12 protein-coding genes are annotated in these 15,732 nt (G+C 64.2%); 6 read left to right on the top strand and 6 right to left on the bottom strand.

The features are described 5' to 3' along the window. Positions 1-6: 6 nt before the first annotated feature. Positions 7-753: a hypothetical protein gene (locus IVB28_RS23610; RefSeq protein ID WP_247529392.1), complete on the top strand. Its 747-nt coding sequence runs from the start codon at positions 7-9 to the stop codon at positions 751-753. Positions 754-760: 7 nt separating this feature from the next. Here IVB28_RS23610 and IVB28_RS23605 read toward each other — a convergent pair whose 3' ends face one another. The 6 genes from IVB28_RS23605 to IVB28_RS23580 all read right to left on the bottom strand — a co-directional run bounded on the left by IVB28_RS23605 (position 761) and on the right by IVB28_RS23580 (position 8,313). After that, positions 761-2,566: a gamma-glutamyltransferase family protein gene (locus tag IVB28_RS23605; protein ID WP_247529390.1), complete on the bottom strand. Its 1,806-nt coding sequence runs from the start codon at positions 2,564-2,566 to the stop codon at positions 761-763. A gap of 81 nt (positions 2,567-2,647) precedes the next feature. Then, positions 2,648-3,637 (bottom strand): oligopeptide/dipeptide ABC transporter ATP-binding protein, encoded by a 990-nt coding sequence (locus IVB28_RS23600; RefSeq protein WP_247529388.1) that lies wholly within the window; start codon positions 3,635-3,637, stop codon positions 2,648-2,650. Then, positions 3,634-4,620 (bottom strand): ABC transporter ATP-binding protein, encoded by a 987-nt coding sequence (locus tag IVB28_RS23595; protein ID WP_247529387.1) that lies wholly within the window; start codon positions 4,618-4,620, stop codon positions 3,634-3,636. The genes IVB28_RS23600 and IVB28_RS23595 overlap by 4 nt, the downstream gene beginning before the upstream one ends. 29 nt (positions 4,621-4,649) lie before the next feature. Continuing rightward, positions 4,650-5,621, bottom strand: a complete 972-nt coding sequence (locus IVB28_RS23590; RefSeq protein ID WP_247529386.1) for an ABC transporter permease — start codon at positions 5,619-5,621, stop codon at positions 4,650-4,652. 11 nt (positions 5,622-5,632) lie between these two features. Next, positions 5,633-6,613 carry an ABC transporter permease gene (locus IVB28_RS23585; RefSeq protein ID WP_247529385.1) on the bottom strand — a complete coding sequence of 327 codons (981 nt, stop codon included), beginning with the start codon at positions 6,611-6,613 and terminating at the stop codon, positions 5,633-5,635. A 104-nt stretch (positions 6,614-6,717) separates the two neighbouring features. After that, positions 6,718-8,313 (bottom strand): ABC transporter substrate-binding protein, encoded by a 1,596-nt coding sequence (locus tag IVB28_RS23580; protein ID WP_247529384.1) that lies wholly within the window; start codon positions 8,311-8,313, stop codon positions 6,718-6,720. 304 nt (positions 8,314-8,617) lie between these two features. On the opposite strand from IVB28_RS23580, the gene IVB28_RS23575 reads away from it, so the two are divergent. The 5 genes from IVB28_RS23575 to IVB28_RS23555 all read left to right on the top strand — a co-directional run bounded on the left by IVB28_RS23575 (position 8,618) and on the right by IVB28_RS23555 (position 15,605). Continuing rightward, entirely contained in the window at positions 8,618-8,875 is a 258-nt protein-coding gene (locus IVB28_RS23575; RefSeq protein ID WP_094975344.1) for a DUF6489 family protein, read from the top strand. Further along, on the top strand, positions 8,875-9,675 hold the full coding sequence (locus tag IVB28_RS23570) for an alpha/beta hydrolase (RefSeq protein WP_247529383.1): 801 nt from the start codon (positions 8,875-8,877) through the stop codon (positions 9,673-9,675). Before IVB28_RS23575 ends, IVB28_RS23570 begins: the two co-directional genes overlap by 1 nt. A gap of 45 nt (positions 9,676-9,720) precedes the next feature. Further along, positions 9,721-11,271, top strand: a complete 1,551-nt coding sequence (locus IVB28_RS23565) for a wax ester/triacylglycerol synthase family O-acyltransferase (RefSeq protein ID WP_247529382.1) — start codon at positions 9,721-9,723, stop codon at positions 11,269-11,271. A gap of 10 nt (positions 11,272-11,281) precedes the next feature. Continuing rightward, positions 11,282-12,277 carry an alpha/beta hydrolase gene (locus tag IVB28_RS23560; RefSeq protein ID WP_247529381.1) on the top strand — a complete coding sequence of 332 codons (996 nt, stop codon included), beginning with the start codon at positions 11,282-11,284 and terminating at the stop codon, positions 12,275-12,277. Between the two features lie 91 nt (positions 12,278-12,368). Then, on the top strand, positions 12,369-15,605 hold the full coding sequence (locus IVB28_RS23555) for a cytochrome P450 (protein WP_247529380.1): 3,237 nt from the start codon (positions 12,369-12,371) through the stop codon (positions 15,603-15,605). Positions 15,606-15,732 lie beyond the last annotated feature (127 nt).

Here is a 15,732-nt window from a genome sequence, read left to right as displayed (position 1 = left end):
TTCGATATGGTTCGTGACTTCTCTGCCGGCAATTATCGCTTCATTCCGTCGGTGTTCCAGTATTCGGCGGGCGCCGCCGCGGACGACGGCTACGAAATCGAGCGTATCCGCTTCGACCGACTGGTGCCGCTCGCGGAAGGGTTTGCGCTGGCTGCAAGGTTCATCCAGGAGGCAGGACGTCCGCTGACGGCGTTCTGTGCCTGCGAGCTGCGTTCGCCCGCGGCCTTCAGCGAAGATGGTTTTCGCGCGTTCAACCTGCACTATGTGAAGACGCTGTCCGAATGGGGCATCTTCGACGGCACCACCAATCCGGTGGCGCGCAGCAATGTCTGTCCCGAGATCGAGCCGCCGACCGAGCCGTCGTTCTACGCGTTCTCCTTCACGCGCCCGGCCCGTTCGAAAGCGCCATCCTTCGTGATATCGGGAGGCGCGGAGGCGCGCGAGGGCAGCGGCACCTATGTCGAGCGCACCGTGCGCTACCGCGATCTCAGCCCGGAGGGGCTGCGGGAGAAGGTGCGCTTCACGACGACGTCGCAGATGGAAAGCCGGATGGCCGCCTTCGGCTTCGGCTGGAAGGACACCACCGGGGTGCAGGCCTATTCCGTGCACGACTTCCACCACGCGCTGGTCGACGAGCTGGTGCGCCGCGGCGCGCTGCGCTCGGGCCTGACCTGGCATTTCGCCCGGCCGCCCGTGGTCGATCTCGAATACGAGATGGATTGTCGGCGCGTGTTGCGGGAAGTGGTGATTTGAATGGCCTTCAGCGTCCCGCGGCGTAACCTTGCATGCCGCGCGGATTGGCGGCTGCGCGCCGGCGCCGGCCGACGCGCGAGGCGGCGGTGAGGCGGCCTTCCGACCAGTCGGGGCCGATTTCGACGATGTGCCCGCGCTCGCGGAGGTTCTCGATCGTCGCCTTGGGCACGCGGTTCTCGACCACGAGCACGCCCGGACGCGCGGTGCGCGGCCAGAACGAGATCGGGAAATGCTCGGAGTGCCAGGCCGGCGCGTCGATCGCCTCCTGGAGATTGAGGTTGCAATGGACGTGGCGCAGGAAGAACTGCGTAATCCACTGATCCTGCTGGTCGCCGCCGGGCGAGCCCCAGGCCAGATAGGGTTCGCCGTCGCGCAGCGCCATGGTCGGCGACAGCGTCGTCCGCGGCCGCTTGCCCGGCGCCAGCGAGCTTGGTTGGTTCTCCTCCAGATCGAACATTTGGGCGCGGCTGCCGAGGCAGAAACCCAGCTCGGGAATGACAGGCGAGGACTGCAGCCAGCCTCCGGACGGCGTCGATGACACCATGTTGCCGGCCCTGTCGATGATGTCGAAATGCACAGTGTCGCCGCGCACCTCGCCGAACCGCCCCACGGTCGGTTCGCCGGCGCCGAGCGCGCCGACGGCCTCGCGCTGTCCTTCCGCGCGGCGCAGCTTGACCACACCGCCTAAGCCCTCAACCGCGCCGGGCCGGAGATCGAGCGAAGCTCTCTCGGTAACCAACTTGCGACGTTCGTCGTTGTAGGCGTCCGATAGCAACGTTGCGATCGGGATCTCGCTGAAGTCGGGATCGCCGTAGAATTTTTCGCGGTCGGCGAAGGCGAGTTTTGCACATTCGATCTGGAGATGGATGAACTCCGGTCCGGTCGGATCGATTCCGTCGAGCGCAAAGCCTTTCAGCAGGGCGAGCTGCTGCAGCGTTACCGGGCCCTGGCTCCAGACGCCGGCCTTGCAGACGGTATAGCGGCCGTAGTGGTAGGTGAGCGGTGCTTCGATCGTCGGCTGCCAGCGCGCCATGTCGTCGGCGGTGAGCACGCCGCGATGCGGCGAGCCGCTGACGTCCATCACCTCCTGCGTGCGGCAGAATTTGTCGATGGCCTCGGCGACGAAACCTTGCGACCAGGCTTTGCGTGCGCGCTCGATCTCGGCGTCGCGGTCACCGGCGCCACTCTCGGCTTCACTGAGTATGCGGGCGTAGGTCGCGGCCAGCGTCTTGTTGGTGAACAGGGTGCCGGGCTTCGGTACCTCGCCGTTCGGCAAGTAAACCGCAGCCGAGGTCGGCCAGTGCTTGCGGAACAATTGTTCGACGGTCTGAATGGTGGCGCAGGCGCGCTCGACCAGCGGATAGCCGTCGCGAGCATAGGAGATCGCCGGCTCCAGCACGTCGCGCACGCGCATCGTACCGTAGTCGCGCAGCAGCATCATCCAGGATTCGAAGGTACCGGGGACGCAGGCCGCGAGCAGGCCGGTGCCGGGTACCATATCGAGACCTTCGCTTTTGTAATGCGCGATGGTGGCCCGTGCCGGCGCCGGGCCCTGGCCGCAGATCACCTCGGTGCGCCCGCGCTTCACGTCGTGGACGATGACGGGCACATCGCCGCCGGGGCCGTTCAGATGCGGCTCGACCACCTGGAGCGTGAAGGCCGTGGCAACGCCGGCATCGAAGGCGTTGCCGCCCTTCTCCAGGATAGCCATGCCCACGGCGGTCGCGATCCAGTGTGTGGTGGCGACGACCCCGAAGGTGCCCTCGATTTCGGGGCGTGTCGTGAAGGAATCGGGATTGACGTTGCTGGCCATGGGCTACCTCGTTTGCGGCGCGCGCAATTGATCACGGGCGATGCCGCGCCGCCAATGCGCTGCTAGCATGGCACGCGCGCGTCACGCTGGGACCGGCGCGGTGTTAACCGCGTGGCAGGCGACACCGTCGATCAATTCCGGGGTCTCCTTGCGGCAGAGGTCGAACGCCAGCGGACAGCGCGGATTGAACGCGCAGCCGGAGGGCGGGTTGATCGGGTTCGGGATCTCGCCCTTCACCGGAATGCGCTGGCGGCCGCTCATGGCGAGATCAGGCACGGCGCCCAGCAGCATCTTGGTGTAGGGCATACGAGGATTGGCGAACAGCTCGCGTCCTTCCGCGATCTCCACGATGCGACCAAGATACATCACGCCGACGCGGCTCGCCATGTGGCGGACCACTGCGAGGTTGTGGCTGATGAACATGTAGGTCAGGCCGAACTTGTCCTGGAGGTCGCGCATCAGATTGAGAATCTGCGCCTGCACGGAGACGTCGAGCGCCGACGTCGGCTCGTCGCAGACGATGAACTCGGCGTCGGAGGCGAGCGCCCGCGCGATCGCGATACGCTGGCGCTGGCCGCCGGAGAATTCGTGCGGAAACTTCAGCCGGTCGTCGGGATGCAGGCCGACGAGGCTGAGCAGCTCGCCAACGCGCCCCAGGATGTCGCGCTCACCCTGGATGAGGTCGAAGGCCCGGATCGGCTCGGAGATGATGGCATCCACCCGGAAGCGCGGGTTCAGGCTCGCATAGGGGTCCTGGAAGATCATCTGGATGCGGCGGCGCAGCTTTCGGCGTGCCGTCGCCTGCCGCGGATCGGTCATCGAGACGCCGTCGATCAGGACGTCCCCCGAACTCGGCGGCAACAGGCCGACGACCATCCGTGCCACCGTCGTCTTGCCCGAGCCGGACTCTCCGACCAGCGCAAACGTCTCGCCCTTCCTGATATCGAAGGCGACGTGATCGACAGCCTTGAGATATTCGAGGTGCCCGCCTTCGAGCACGCGGTTAAGCCAGGGTTTTGAGACGTCAAAGACGCGGCGCAGACCCCTGGCCTGAACGAAGGGGGCGCTCATGCCGCGCTCTCCGTCGGCACATTGTCATAGAGATGGCAGGCGACCGATTGCGTGCCGCGTGGCAGCGGCTCCGGCCGATCAACACGGCAACGGTCGAACGCGAAGGCGCAGCGCGGATTGAACGAGCAACCGCGCGGGATCGCGGAGAGGCGCGGCATGGAGCCTGGAATCTGCACGAGGCGCTTGTCGTCGCCGGCCAGCGTCGGAATCGCGCCCATCAGGCCCTTGGCGTAAGGATGCAGCGGATTTCTGACGACATCCTGGACTGGACCGATTTCGGCGACACGGCCGGCATACATCACCGCGACGCGGTCCGAGGTCTCCGCGATCACGCCCATGTCGTGCGTCACCAGCATCACGGCGGTGCCGTGGTCGCGACCCAGCCGCTTGATCAGCGAGATGATCTGCGCCTGCACGGAGACGTCGAGCGCGGTGGTCGGCTCGTCGGCGATGATCAGCTCGGGCTCGGCGCAGATCGCCAGCGCAATCACGACGCGCTGACGCATGCCGCCCGAGAATTCGTGGGGATAGCCGTCGATGCGCTTTTCAGGCGCGGGAATACCGACCTCGGCGAGCAGGTCGATGGCGCGGCGGCGGGCGGCCGTCTCGGACAGGTTCAGGTGGGTTCTGATCGTCTCGATGATCTGGTCGCCGACCCGGTAGAGCGGATTGAGCGAGGTGAGAGGATCCTGGAAGATCATGCCGATCCGCTTTCCACGGATGCGGCGCATCTCCTCCTGCGGCAGATTGTCGATGCGCAGGCCGGCGAGGTGGATCTCGCCGCCGGCGATACGGCCGGGCGGGTCGATCAGGCCGATCACGGCGAGGCCGGTGACGGATTTGCCGGCGCCGGATTCGCCGACCACGCCCAGCACCTCGCCTTTGGCAATGTCGAAGGAGACGTCGTCGATGGCGCGCAGCGTGCCGCGGCGGGAGGCGAACTCCACGCGAAGATTACGCACGGAGAGAACGGGCTCGGTCATGGGCGAGGCGCTTTTATCAAAGGTTTTTCTCATCGGAGTTTTGGGTTGAGCGCGTCGCGCAGCCAGTCGCCGAGCAGGTTGATCGACAGGATCAGCCCGGCCAGCGCGAGGCCGGGGAAGGCGACGATCCACCATTCGCCGGCGAACAGATAATTGTTGCCGATGCGGATCAGCGTGCCAAGCGAGGGCATGGTGTCGGGCAGACCGACGCCGAGGAAGGACAGCGTCGCCTCGGTGATGATGGCCAGCGCAAGGTTGATGGTGGCGATGACCAGGATCGGGCCCATCGTGTTGGGCAGCACGTGCCGCAGCATGATCTTTGGCGCGGGCAGGCCGATCAGCTGCGCGGCGGCCACGTAGTCCTTGTTCTTCTCGACCATCACGGAGCCGCGCACCGTCCGGGCATACCCCACCCAGAAACTCAGGCCGATCGAGATCACCAGCACCACCAGCATGCTGTTGGCGTCCAGCCGGTTGCCGAGGATCGATTTCGCGATGCCATTGACCAGCAGCGCGATCAGAATGGCGGGGAAGGTGAGTTGCACGTCGGCGATCCGCATGATCACCCCGTCGACCGCGCCTCCGAAATAGCCGGCGATCAGGCCGAGCGCGATGCCGAGCGCGCCGGCGAAGATCACGCCGGCGACGCCCACGGCGAGCGAGATGCGCATGCCGTAGAGGATGGCGGAGAATACGTCGCGGCCTTGCTCGTCGGTGCCGAGCAGGAACGGGCTCTGCCCGTCGGCGGTCCAGAGCGGCGAGATCCGCGAGTTCATCAACTGGAGTTGTGCCGGATCGAACGGATTCTGCACAGCGAGCGCGGATGCAAAGATCGCGAGCAGGAAGAACAGCACGGTAATGGCAGCGGCCACCATGGTCAGCTTGGAACGGCGGAACGAGTAGAAGATGTCACTGTCGAGGGCGCGGCTGAGCCGGCTGCGGCCGGCATGCGCCGGCGGCGCGCTCTGCTTGCCGGAATCGGAGGCGACTGCGTCGGACATGCAGGGTTGCCTTATGTCGCGCGGCCGACGGTCGCGCGCAGGCGCGGATCGACCACGGTGTAGAGGATGTCGACCACCAGATTGATGGTGACGAAGATCAGCGAAACCATCAGCAGATAGGCGGCCATGATCGGGATGTCGACATTTTGCACGGCCTGCACGAACAGAAGTCCCATGCCCGGCCATTGGAACACGGTTTCGGTGATGATCGAAAATGCAATAACCGAGCCAAACTGAAGCCCGGCCACCGTGATCACGGGAATAAGCGTGTTCTTCAGCGCGTGGCCAAAATGGATGGCGCGGGTGGTGAGGCCCCTGGCGCGGGCGAAGCGGATGTAGTCGGTCCGCAGCACTTCCAGCATCTCCGCGCGCACCAGCCGCATGATCAGGGTCATCTGGAACAGGCCGAGCGTGATCGACGGCATGATCAGCGCCTTCAGTCCCGACAGCGTGAGCAGGCCCGTCGTCCACCAGCCGAGCTTGACCACGTCGCCGCGGCCGAACGAGGGCAGCCAGCCCAGCGTCACCGCGAACAGATAGATCAGAAGAATGCCGATCAGGAAGGTCGGCAGCGAGATGCCGATCAGCGAAACCGCCTGGAACAGCTTGGCGAGCACGGTGTCGCGCCTGAGCGCTGAATAGACGCCCATCAGGATGCCGAGCACCATTGCAAAGACCGTCGCGCAGATCGCAAGTTCCAGCGTCGCCGGCATGCGCTCCATCAACAGTGCCGAGACCGGCTGACGAAACTGGTAGGAGACGCCGAACTTGAACTGCGCGGCATCGCCGAAATAGCGCACGAACTGCACCGGCACGGGATCGTCGAGGCCGAGTGACTTGCGCACCGCCTCGCGTTCGGCTGCCGGCGTGTCGATCGAGACGATCTGGTTGACGGGGTCGCCGGCGAAACGGAACATCGAGAAGGCGATGATGCCGACGGCGAACATGACGCCGATGGCCTGGACGGCGCGGCGAAGAGTGAAAGCGAGCATGCCTTCCACTGTCCTTGGGTGTGCGTGCGGCCGACGTCGCTGTCAGCCGGAAAAGGAAAGGTCCCGGACGTCTAACGGCGCCGGGACCTTGTGTTCAAGTGACGCTATTCCTGCTTGGTCGCCCAGTGGAACATCACCAGGTTGTCGGCACGCTGCGGCAGGTTGACCTTTTTCGATACGCCCCAGGCCAGTGCCTGCTGGTGCAGCGGGATGTAGGCCCAGTCCTTGATGCTGATCTCGTACGCCTGCTTGATCAGCTGATTGCGCTTGGCCGTATCTGTTTCGACCAGCACCTTGTCGGTGATAGCGTCGAATTCCTTGTTGCAGTAGCCGCCGAGATTGGCCTCGCCACGCGAGGATTTCGGATCGCTGCGGCAGCCCATGATATCATAGAGCACGTTATGGGAGTCCATCGTGCTCGGTGTCCAGCCCAGCATGTAGAACGAGGTCTGGTAGCCGCCCTGCTTCAACACCTTGGCGAAGTACTGCGCCTTGGGCTGTGCCAGCAAGTTGATCTTGATGCCGACGCGAGCAAGCATGCCGACCACGGCCTGGCAGATCGCGGCGTCGTTGACGTAGCGATCGTTCGGACAGTCCATGGTGACCTCGAAGCCGTCGGGATAGCCGGCCTCGGTCAGGAGCTTCTTGGCGCCGTCTGGGTCCAATTTCGGCCGCGTAAATTCCTTGGAGAGTGGGAACAGTTCGGGAGCGATCATCAGGGCCGACGGCGTCGATAGCCCGCGCATCACGCGCGTCTTGATCAGCTCGATGTCGATGGCCTTGTAGAAGGCCTCGCGGACACGGGCGTCCTTGAACGGGTTCTTGCCCTTGATGTTGGAATAGAGGAGCTCGTCGCGAGTCTGGTCGAAGCCGATGAAGATTGTGCGCAGCTCCGGCGCCTTCAGCACCTGGGCGTTCGGGCTCCCATCGACGCGGGCGATATCCTGGACCGGCACCGGCTCGATGACGTCGACTTCGCCCGAGAGCAGCGCGGCGACGCGGGTGGCGTCGGAGGCGATTGGCGTAAAGACGATCTCCTTCAGGTTACCTTCCATCTTGCCCCAGTAATTGGGATTGGCCTTGAATACGGTCTTCACGCCGGGCTGATGGCTTTCGATGGTGAAGGGACCGGTGCCGTTCTCGTTCAGCGAGGCATAGCTTGGCGAGGTCGCGGACACCGGCGTCGGCTCGATGGCCTTGTTTTCCTCGGCCCACTTCTTGTCCATGATGTACCAGACATCCCACGAGTTATGCAGGATGGGATTGGGCGAAGGCAGAATGAAATCGACCGTGTAGTCGTCGACCTTGACGACCTTGACGTCCGGCGCGAGCCGGGTCTGCATGTTGGAGTTCTTGTTGCGGACACGGTCGGCGGAGAACACCACGTCGTCGGCGGTGAAGGGGTCGCCGTTGTGGAATTTCACGCCCTTGCGCAAATGGAAGCGCCAGCGGGTCGGCTCCGGCGTCTCCCAGCTCTCCGCCAGCGCAGGGATGATCTTCAAATTCTTGTCGCGTGCCGTCAGGCCCTGATAGACATGGCCGAGATGGGCGTGGGTGGTGGACTCGTTCAGCGAGTAGGGATCAAGCGACTTCAGATCGCCCTGGTTGGCATAGCGCAGCGTCTGGCTGGTTGCCGGCGACACCGTCAACGCAAACGTACCGGCGAGCGCCGCCGCAAACAGACTCCGACATACTGACATTCTTGACCCTCTCCACACCGCCGTGCCGGTGGTTTTTGATTGTTCGGCCGGCCGATTAATCCATGTTGCCCAGAGTTCTCGACCGGTGCAAGCGCCATTCCAGCAAGGAACGCGCCAAGTTGCGCCGCTGTGCAGCAATGCTGACCGCGCCGCCCGACATGGAGGACCGCGTCTTTCGACTTTGGTTGACCATACCGGCCGATTGCCGGACGGGGCATGTCGCGCCTGCATCAGGTCGCTTGCGTCGCACCACAACTCGCGGCGATACTCGGGCGAGCCGCTCGAATCTCAATCCGGAGGGGACATGAAAGTTAACATCGAAATTGACTGCACCCCCCTCGAGGCCCGCCAGTTCTTCGGCCTGCCGGACGTGATGCCGATGCAGACCGCTGTCATGGACAAGCTGCAGCAACAGATGATGTCCAACATCGATAAGGTCTCGCCGGAGTCGCTGATTCAGAGCTGGTTCACCTTCGATCCAAAGATCGCGGAGCGGTTTCAGGACATGTTCGTCACCATGGCCGGCCTCGGCGGCACACGCAGCAGCGACAAGAAGAAATAGTGTCGCCCGGGCCGGATGGGGCGCTGGAGTCAGCCCGGCTTCGTCCGCCGGGTCTCGGCCTGCTGCTTGCCGAGGTTCGCGGCCTGTTCGAATTCAATGCCAGCCTGCTGCTGTCGCCGCTTTTGATGCGCGCCGTCAGGAGCGACGGCCATCCGGTACTGGCGCTGCCGGGCTTTCTCGCCAGCGACCTCTCGATGGCGCCGATGCGGCGCTACCTCAGCGCGCTCGGCTATGAGGCACATGCCTGGCGAATGGGCCGCAACCTTGGCGGCTTGGGGCGGATGCGACAGTCGCTGCGCAGTCGTCTTGTCGAAATCCATGCCGCCACGGGGCGTAAGGTCAGCCTGGTCGGGTGGAGTCTCGGCGGCGTCTATGCCCGCGATCTCGCGCTGTGGGCGCCCGACAAGGTTCGCTATGTCATCACGCTCGGCAGTCCTTTTGCCAACGACGTGCGGGCCACCCACGCCACGCGGCTCTACGAGGCGCTGTCCGGCGAACGGGTCGAGGATTTTGCGGAAGCGCGCGAGGCGATCGCGGGCGATCTGCCGGTGCCGGCAACCTCGGTCTATTCGCGCGCCGACGGTGTCGTGAACTGGCGAACCTGCTTGCTCCGTCCCTCGGGCCGTGCCGAGAACATCGAGGTGCACTTGGCGAGCCATATCGGACTCGGGGTGAACCCTGCGGCGCTGTGGGCCGTGGCCGACCGTCTGGCCCAACCGGAGGGGGAATTCTCGCCATTTGACCGGGCAGGGCCGTTTGCCATTGCATATGCCCCGCCGGAACAGGCAGTATCGGCCTGACGAGAAGCGCCGGCTAAGGCGCCCGTCAAATCGCGGGAGGGAATTATGGCTGAGGGCAAGAAGCTGTCGTCGCTGGACGCGTCGTTTCTCTATCTGGAAACGCCGGAAATGCCGATGCACGTCGGGAGCATGGCGATCTTTCGCCTGCCCGACGACTACAAGGGCGACTTCTTCGAAGACTTCAAGGCGATGATCGTCTCGCGCCTGCACATCGCGCCGATCCTGAAGGCGCGGCTGGAGAAGGCGCCGCTCGACATCGATCATCCCTCCTGGGTGGAGGACGATCAGTTCGACATCGACCGCCACATCTTCCGCGCCAGCCTGCCGCAGCCGCGCGACCGGGCCACGCTTGAGCGCATCGTCGGCTGGATGCACGCCAAGCTGTTGAACCGGGCTCGCCCGCTTTGGGAGTTCTACGTGTTCGAGGGCATGAAGGACAACGAGGTCGGCCTTTATTCCAAGATGCACCATGCCGCCATCGACGGCGGCGCCGGTGCGGCGCTGACCAACCTGATCTACGATATCTCCCCGATCCCCCGGAAGGTCGACCCGCCGGCGGCAGGAGCCAAGCCCGGACAGGAGCCACGCGACATCGCGGCGAACCTGCTCGATTCCTACCAGCAGCTGTTCAACCAGCCGCTCGACGCCGGTAAGGCCGCACAGAACCTGCAATTGCCGCGCACCGGCAAGAGCGACATCGGCTCGATATTGTTCGACAACGCGATGTACCAGATCGAGAGCGCGGTGCGCTTCGCGGGCAATATTCCGACTATGGTCAAGAGCGTCTCCGAGGTGCTCGGCAAGGTCTCCGATCCGAAGTCGCGCGAGAGCCTTGCCAGCATGGTGTCGCCGCCAACCATGCTGAACAAGACCATCTCGTCGGAACGAAGCTTCGCCGGCGTGTCGATCTCGCTGTCGCGCTCAAAGGCGCTGGCGAAGCTCGCCGGCGGCAAGCTCAACGACGTCGTGCTGGCGCTCGCATCCGGCGTGGTCCGACGCTACCTCCAGCAATATAGCACACTGCCGGCCAAATCCCTGACCGCCGCCGTGCCGATCTCGCTGCGGGAGGAGGGCAACACCGAGGCGAACAACCAGGTGTTCGGTATGATCTGCTCGATCGCGACCAACATCGATGATCCCAAGGCACGGCTGGAAGCCATCATCGCGCAATCGACCAAGTCCAAGGAGATGTCGCATCCCCTGCGGGCACTGATGCCGCAGGTCTCCAACATCTCGATGCTGGGCGCACCGATCATGGTGCAGATCCTCGCGCTGCTCTACAGCCGCTCGAACCTCTCGGACGTGCTGCCGCCGGCAGCCAACGTCACCGTGTCCAATGTGCCGGGGCCGCGGCAGACGCTTTATGCGGCAGGCGCCGAACTGCTGCACATCTTCCCGGTGTCAATCTCGACGCACGGGCAGGCGCTCAATATCACCGTGCAGAGCTACCGCGACCAGCTCGATTTCGGCTTCATCGTCGGTGCCAACATCATTCCGCATGTGCAGGTGATGTGCGACATGCTGCCGGGAGAGTTTGCCGCGTTGGAGGCGGCCTACGCGCCGCCGGCGGCGGAGATCAAGGGCGCCGCTGAGTAGGAATATTGCAATGATTGAAATGCCGCCGCTCCAGTTCGCGACGACGAACGGAATCCGCATGGGCTATTACGAGGCAGGCCCGGCCGACGACAAGCCGCCGATCGTGCTGTGCCACGGCTGGCCCGAGCTCGCTTTCTCCTGGCGTCACCAGATCAAGGCACTGAGCGACGCCGGCATCCGCGTGATCGCGCCCGATCAGCGCGGCTATGGCGCGACCGACCGGCCGGAGCCGGTCGAGGACTATGACATGGAGCATTTGACCGGCGATCTCGTCGGTCTGCTGGATCATCTGAAAATCGACAAGGCGATCTTCGTCGGTCACGACTGGGGCGGCTTCGTCGTCTGGCAGATGCCGCTGCGGCATCCCCAGCGCGTGGCCGGCGTAGTCGGCGTCAACACTCCGCATTGGGACCGCACGCCTGTCGATCCCATTGCGCTGTTCCGCCAGCGCTTCGGCGACCAGATGTATATCGTCCAGTTCCAGGATCCTGCGCGTGGGCCCGACCAGATCTTCGGCAGCCGCGTCGAGCAGACGTTCGACGCCTTCATGCGCAAGCCGCTGGCGCGACCGGAGGCAAAGCCTGCGGCGCCGCCGATCGCAGGCGTCGGCGCCTCGGCAAAAACCAATTTGGCCTTCCCGCAGATGATCGCGGCCTATGATGCCAAGGTCGATCCGCGCACGCCGATCCTGTCCGCGGACGAGAAGAAGGTGTTCGTCGACACCTTCACCAAAACCGGCTTTACCGGCGGCATCAACTGGTATCGCAACTTCACGCGCAATTGGGAGCGGTCGAAGGGCTTGGATCATCACGTCCATGTGCCGTCATTGATGATCATGGCCGAGAATGATGCGGTGCTGCCGCCCTCGGCGGCGGAGGGCATGGAGAAACTGATCGGCGATCTCGAGAAGTATCTGGTCAAGGATAGCGGCCATTGGACGCAGCAGGAGAAGCCGGAAGAGGTCAGCGCCAAGCTGATCGAATGGCGTAGAAGGCGGTTTGGCTAGCGACGCGGTCGTCGATGTAAATGAGACGTCATTCCGGGACGGCGCGAGGAGCCGACCTCGGAATGACGGCAAGAGGGGGAAGTGCATTTTAATGTCAACCAAGAACCGCCTGGATCCGATCCCGCATCCGCCCACCAAGCCGGTGGTCGGCAACATGCTATCGCTGGACTCGGCCGCCCCCGTGCAACACTTGACGCGGCTTTCCAAGGAGCTCGGCCCGATCTTCTGGCTCGACATGATGGGCTCCCCGATCGTCGTCGTTTCCGGCCACGATCTCGTCGACGAGCTCTCCGACGAGAAGCGCTTCGACAAGACGGTGCGCGGTGCGCTGCGGCGCGTGCGCGCGGTCGGCGGTGATGGCCTGTTCACCGCCGATACCAGGGAACCAAACTGGAGCAAGGCGCACAACATCCTGCTCCAGCCGTTCGGCAACCGCGCCATGCAGTCCTATCACCCCAGCATGGTCGATATTGCCGAGCAGCTCGTCCAGAAGTGGGAGCGGCTCAACGCCGACGACGAAATCGACGTCGTCCACGACATGACCGCGCTGACGCTTGATACGATCGGGCTGTGCGGCTTCGAGTACCGTTTCAATTCGTTCTACCGACGCGACTACCATCCTTTCGTCGAGTCGCTGGTGCGCTCGCTCGAAACCATCATGATGACGCGCGGTCTGCCGTTCGAGCAGCTCTGGATGCAGAAGCGGCGCAAGACCATGGGCGAAGACGTCGCCTTCATGAACAAAATGGTCGACGAGATCATCGCCGAGCGGCGCAAGAACGCGGAGGGGATCGACGACAAGAAGGACATGCTCGCTGCGATGATGACCGGCGTCGATCGTTCGACCGGCGAGCAGCTCGACGACGTCAATATCCGCTACCAGATCAATACGTTCCTGATCGCAGGCCATGAGACCACCAGCGGCCTGTTGTCCTGCGCGATCTATGCGCTGCTCAAGCACCCGGAGATTCTCAAGAAGGCCTATGACGAGATCGACCGCGTCCTCGGCCCCGACGTCAATGCCAAGCCGACCTATCAGCAGGTGACGCAGCTCACCTACATCACGCAGATCCTCAAAGAGGCGCTGCGGCTGTGGCCGCCGGCGCCGGCCTATGGCATCTCGCCGCTCAACGACGAGACCATCGGCGGGGGCAAGTACAAGCTCAGGAAAGGCACCTTCACCACCATCCTCGTGACCGCGCTGCATCGCGATCCCTCGGTCTGGGGGCCGAATCCCGATGCCTTCGATCCCGAGAATTTCAGCCGAGAGGCGGAGGCCAAACGGCCGATCAACGCCTGGAAGCCGTTCGGCAACGGCCAGCGCGCCTGCATCGGCCGCGGCTTTGCCATGCATGAGGCAGCGCTCGCGCTCGGCATGATCCTGCAGCGCTTCAAGCTGATCGATCACCAGCGCTACCAGATGCACCTGAAGGAAACGCTGACGATGAAGCCGGAAGGCTTCAAGATCAAGGTGCGCCCGCGTGCCGATCGCGAGCGGGGCGCCTATGGCGGACCTGTCGCGGCTTCCAGTTCAGCGCCGAAAGCGCCGCGTGCGCCGACGGCCCGGCTCGGCCATAACACGCCGATGCTGGTGCTGTACGGCTCCAATCTCGGCACCGCCGAGGAGCTCGCGACACGCATGGCCGATCTTGCCGAGATCAACGGCTTTGCGGTGCATCTCGGCTCGCTCGACGATTATGTCGGCAAGCTGCCACAGGAGGGCGGGGTACTGATCATCTGCGCCTCCTATAACGGTGCACCGCCGGACAATGCAACGCAGTTCGTCAAATGGCTCGGCGGCGATCTGCCGAAGGATGCTTTTGCCAATGTGCGCTACGCAATGTTCGGCTGCGGCAATAGTGATTGGGCTGCGACCTATCAATCGGTGCCGCGCTTGATCGACGAGCAATTGTCGGCGCACGGTGCGCGCGCGATCTATCCGCGCGGCGAGGGCGATGCGCGTAGCGACCTCGACGGCCAGTTCCAGAAATGGTTCCCGGCCGCCGCTCAGGTCGCGACCAAGGAATTCGGCATCGACTGGAATTTCACCCGCACCGCAGAGGACGATCCGCTTTACGCGATCGAGCCGGTGGCGGTGACCGCCGTCAACACCATCGTGGCCCAAGGCGGCGCGGTGGCGATGAGGGTGCTGGCAAACGACGAGCTTCAGAACAAGAGCGGCTCAAACCCATCGGAGCGCTCGACGCGTCATATCGAGGTGCAGCTGCCGTCCAACGTCAGCTACCGCGTCGGCGATCACCTCAGCGTCGTTCCGCGCAACGATCCGACGCTGGTGGATTCGGTGGCCCGCCGCTTCGGTTTCCTGCCGGCCGACCAGATCAGGCTCCAGGTCGCAGAAGGCCGCCGCGCACAGTTGCCCGTCGGGGATGCCGTGTCGGTCGGCCGCCTGCTCAGTGAGTTCGTCGAGCTGCAGCAGGTCGCGACACGGAAGCAGATCCAGATCATGGCCGAGCACACGCGCTGCCCCGTCACGAAGCCGAAACTGCTGGCCTTCGTTGGCGAGGAGGGCGAACCACTCGAGCGTTATCGCAGCGAGATCCTGGCCAGGCGCAAATCCGTGTTCGACCTGCTGCTGGAATATCCGGCCTGCGAACTGCCGTTCCATGTCTATCTGGAAATGCTCTCGCTGCTGGCGCCGCGCTATTACTCGATCTCGTCCTCGCCGTCGGTCGACCCGGCACGTTGCAGCGTCACGGTCGGCGTGGTCGAAGGGCCGGCCGCGTCCGGGCGCGGCACCTACAAGGGCATCTGCTCGAATTATCTCGCCAACCGGCGCACGGGCGATGCGATCTACGCCATCGTGCGCGAGACCAAGGCGGGCTTCCGGCTCCCGGACGATCCCTCGGTGCCGATCATCATGATCGGCCCCGGCACGGGCCTCGCGCCGTTCCGCGGCTTCCTCCAGGAACGCGCCGCGCGCAAAGGCAAGGGTGCGGCGCTCGGGCCGTCCATGCTGTTCTTCGGCTGCCGCCATCCCGATCAGGATTTTCTCTATGCGGACGAGCTGAAGGCGCTGGCGGCAAGCGGCATCACCGAGCTGTTCACGGCATTCTCGCGTGCGGACGGACCGAAAACCTATGTGCAGCATGTGCTCGCCGCGCAGAAGGACAAGGTCTGGCCGCTGATCGAGCAGGGCGCGATCATTTATGTCTGCGGCGATGGTGGCAAGATGGAGCCCGACGTGAAGGCCGCATTGGTCGCGATCCACCGCGACAAGAGCGGCAGCGACGAGGCGGCCAGTGCACGGTGGATCGATGAGATGGGGACGAAGAACCGCTATGTGCTCGATGTTTGGGCGGGTGGGTAGGCGCAGATCGTAGGGTTTGGGTTAGCCTCGCGATTGCGCACAGCGCGATCGCTCGGCGTAACCCACCATGCTTCAGCGAATGCGGAACGAAATGGTGGATTACACCTTCGGCTAACCCACCTTACGA

The organism is Bradyrhizobium sp. 199, assembly GCF_023073355.1.
Lineage (GTDB): Bacteria > Pseudomonadota > Alphaproteobacteria > Rhizobiales > Xanthobacteraceae > Bradyrhizobium.
Note: the sequence above shows the minus strand (reverse complement) of the source record. Positions and strands in the feature narration are given on the sequence as shown.

Bases quoted from the DNA above. Each gene is read 5' to 3' on its own strand.
- IVB28_RS23575 (WP_094975344.1), top strand. From the start codon at position 8,618: ATGAAAGTTAACATCGAAATTGACTGCACCCCCCTCGAGGCCCGCCAG.
- IVB28_RS23595 (WP_247529387.1), bottom strand. From the start codon at position 4,620: ATGACCGAGCCCGTTCTCTCCGTGCGTAATCTTCGCGTGGAGTTCGCC.
- IVB28_RS23585 (WP_247529385.1), bottom strand. From the start codon at position 6,613: ATGCTCGCTTTCACTCTTCGCCGCGCCGTCCAGGCCATCGGCGTCATG.
- IVB28_RS23590 (WP_247529386.1), bottom strand. From the start codon at position 5,621: ATGTCCGACGCAGTCGCCTCCGATTCCGGCAAGCAGAGCGCGCCGCCG.
- IVB28_RS23565 (WP_247529382.1), top strand. From the start codon at position 9,721: ATGGCTGAGGGCAAGAAGCTGTCGTCGCTGGACGCGTCGTTTCTCTAT.
- IVB28_RS23605 (WP_247529390.1), bottom strand. From the start codon at position 2,566: ATGGCCAGCAACGTCAATCCCGATTCCTTCACGACACGCCCCGAAATC.
- IVB28_RS23600 (WP_247529388.1), bottom strand. From the start codon at position 3,637: ATGAGCGCCCCCTTCGTTCAGGCCAGGGGTCTGCGCCGCGTCTTTGAC.
- IVB28_RS23560 (WP_247529381.1), top strand. From the start codon at position 11,282: ATGATTGAAATGCCGCCGCTCCAGTTCGCGACGACGAACGGAATCCGC.
- IVB28_RS23555 (WP_247529380.1), top strand. From the start codon at position 12,369: ATGTCAACCAAGAACCGCCTGGATCCGATCCCGCATCCGCCCACCAAG.
- IVB28_RS23610 (WP_247529392.1), top strand. From the start codon at position 7: ATGGTTCGTGACTTCTCTGCCGGCAATTATCGCTTCATTCCGTCGGTG.
- IVB28_RS23580 (WP_247529384.1), bottom strand. From the start codon at position 8,313: ATGTCAGTATGTCGGAGTCTGTTTGCGGCGGCGCTCGCCGGTACGTTT.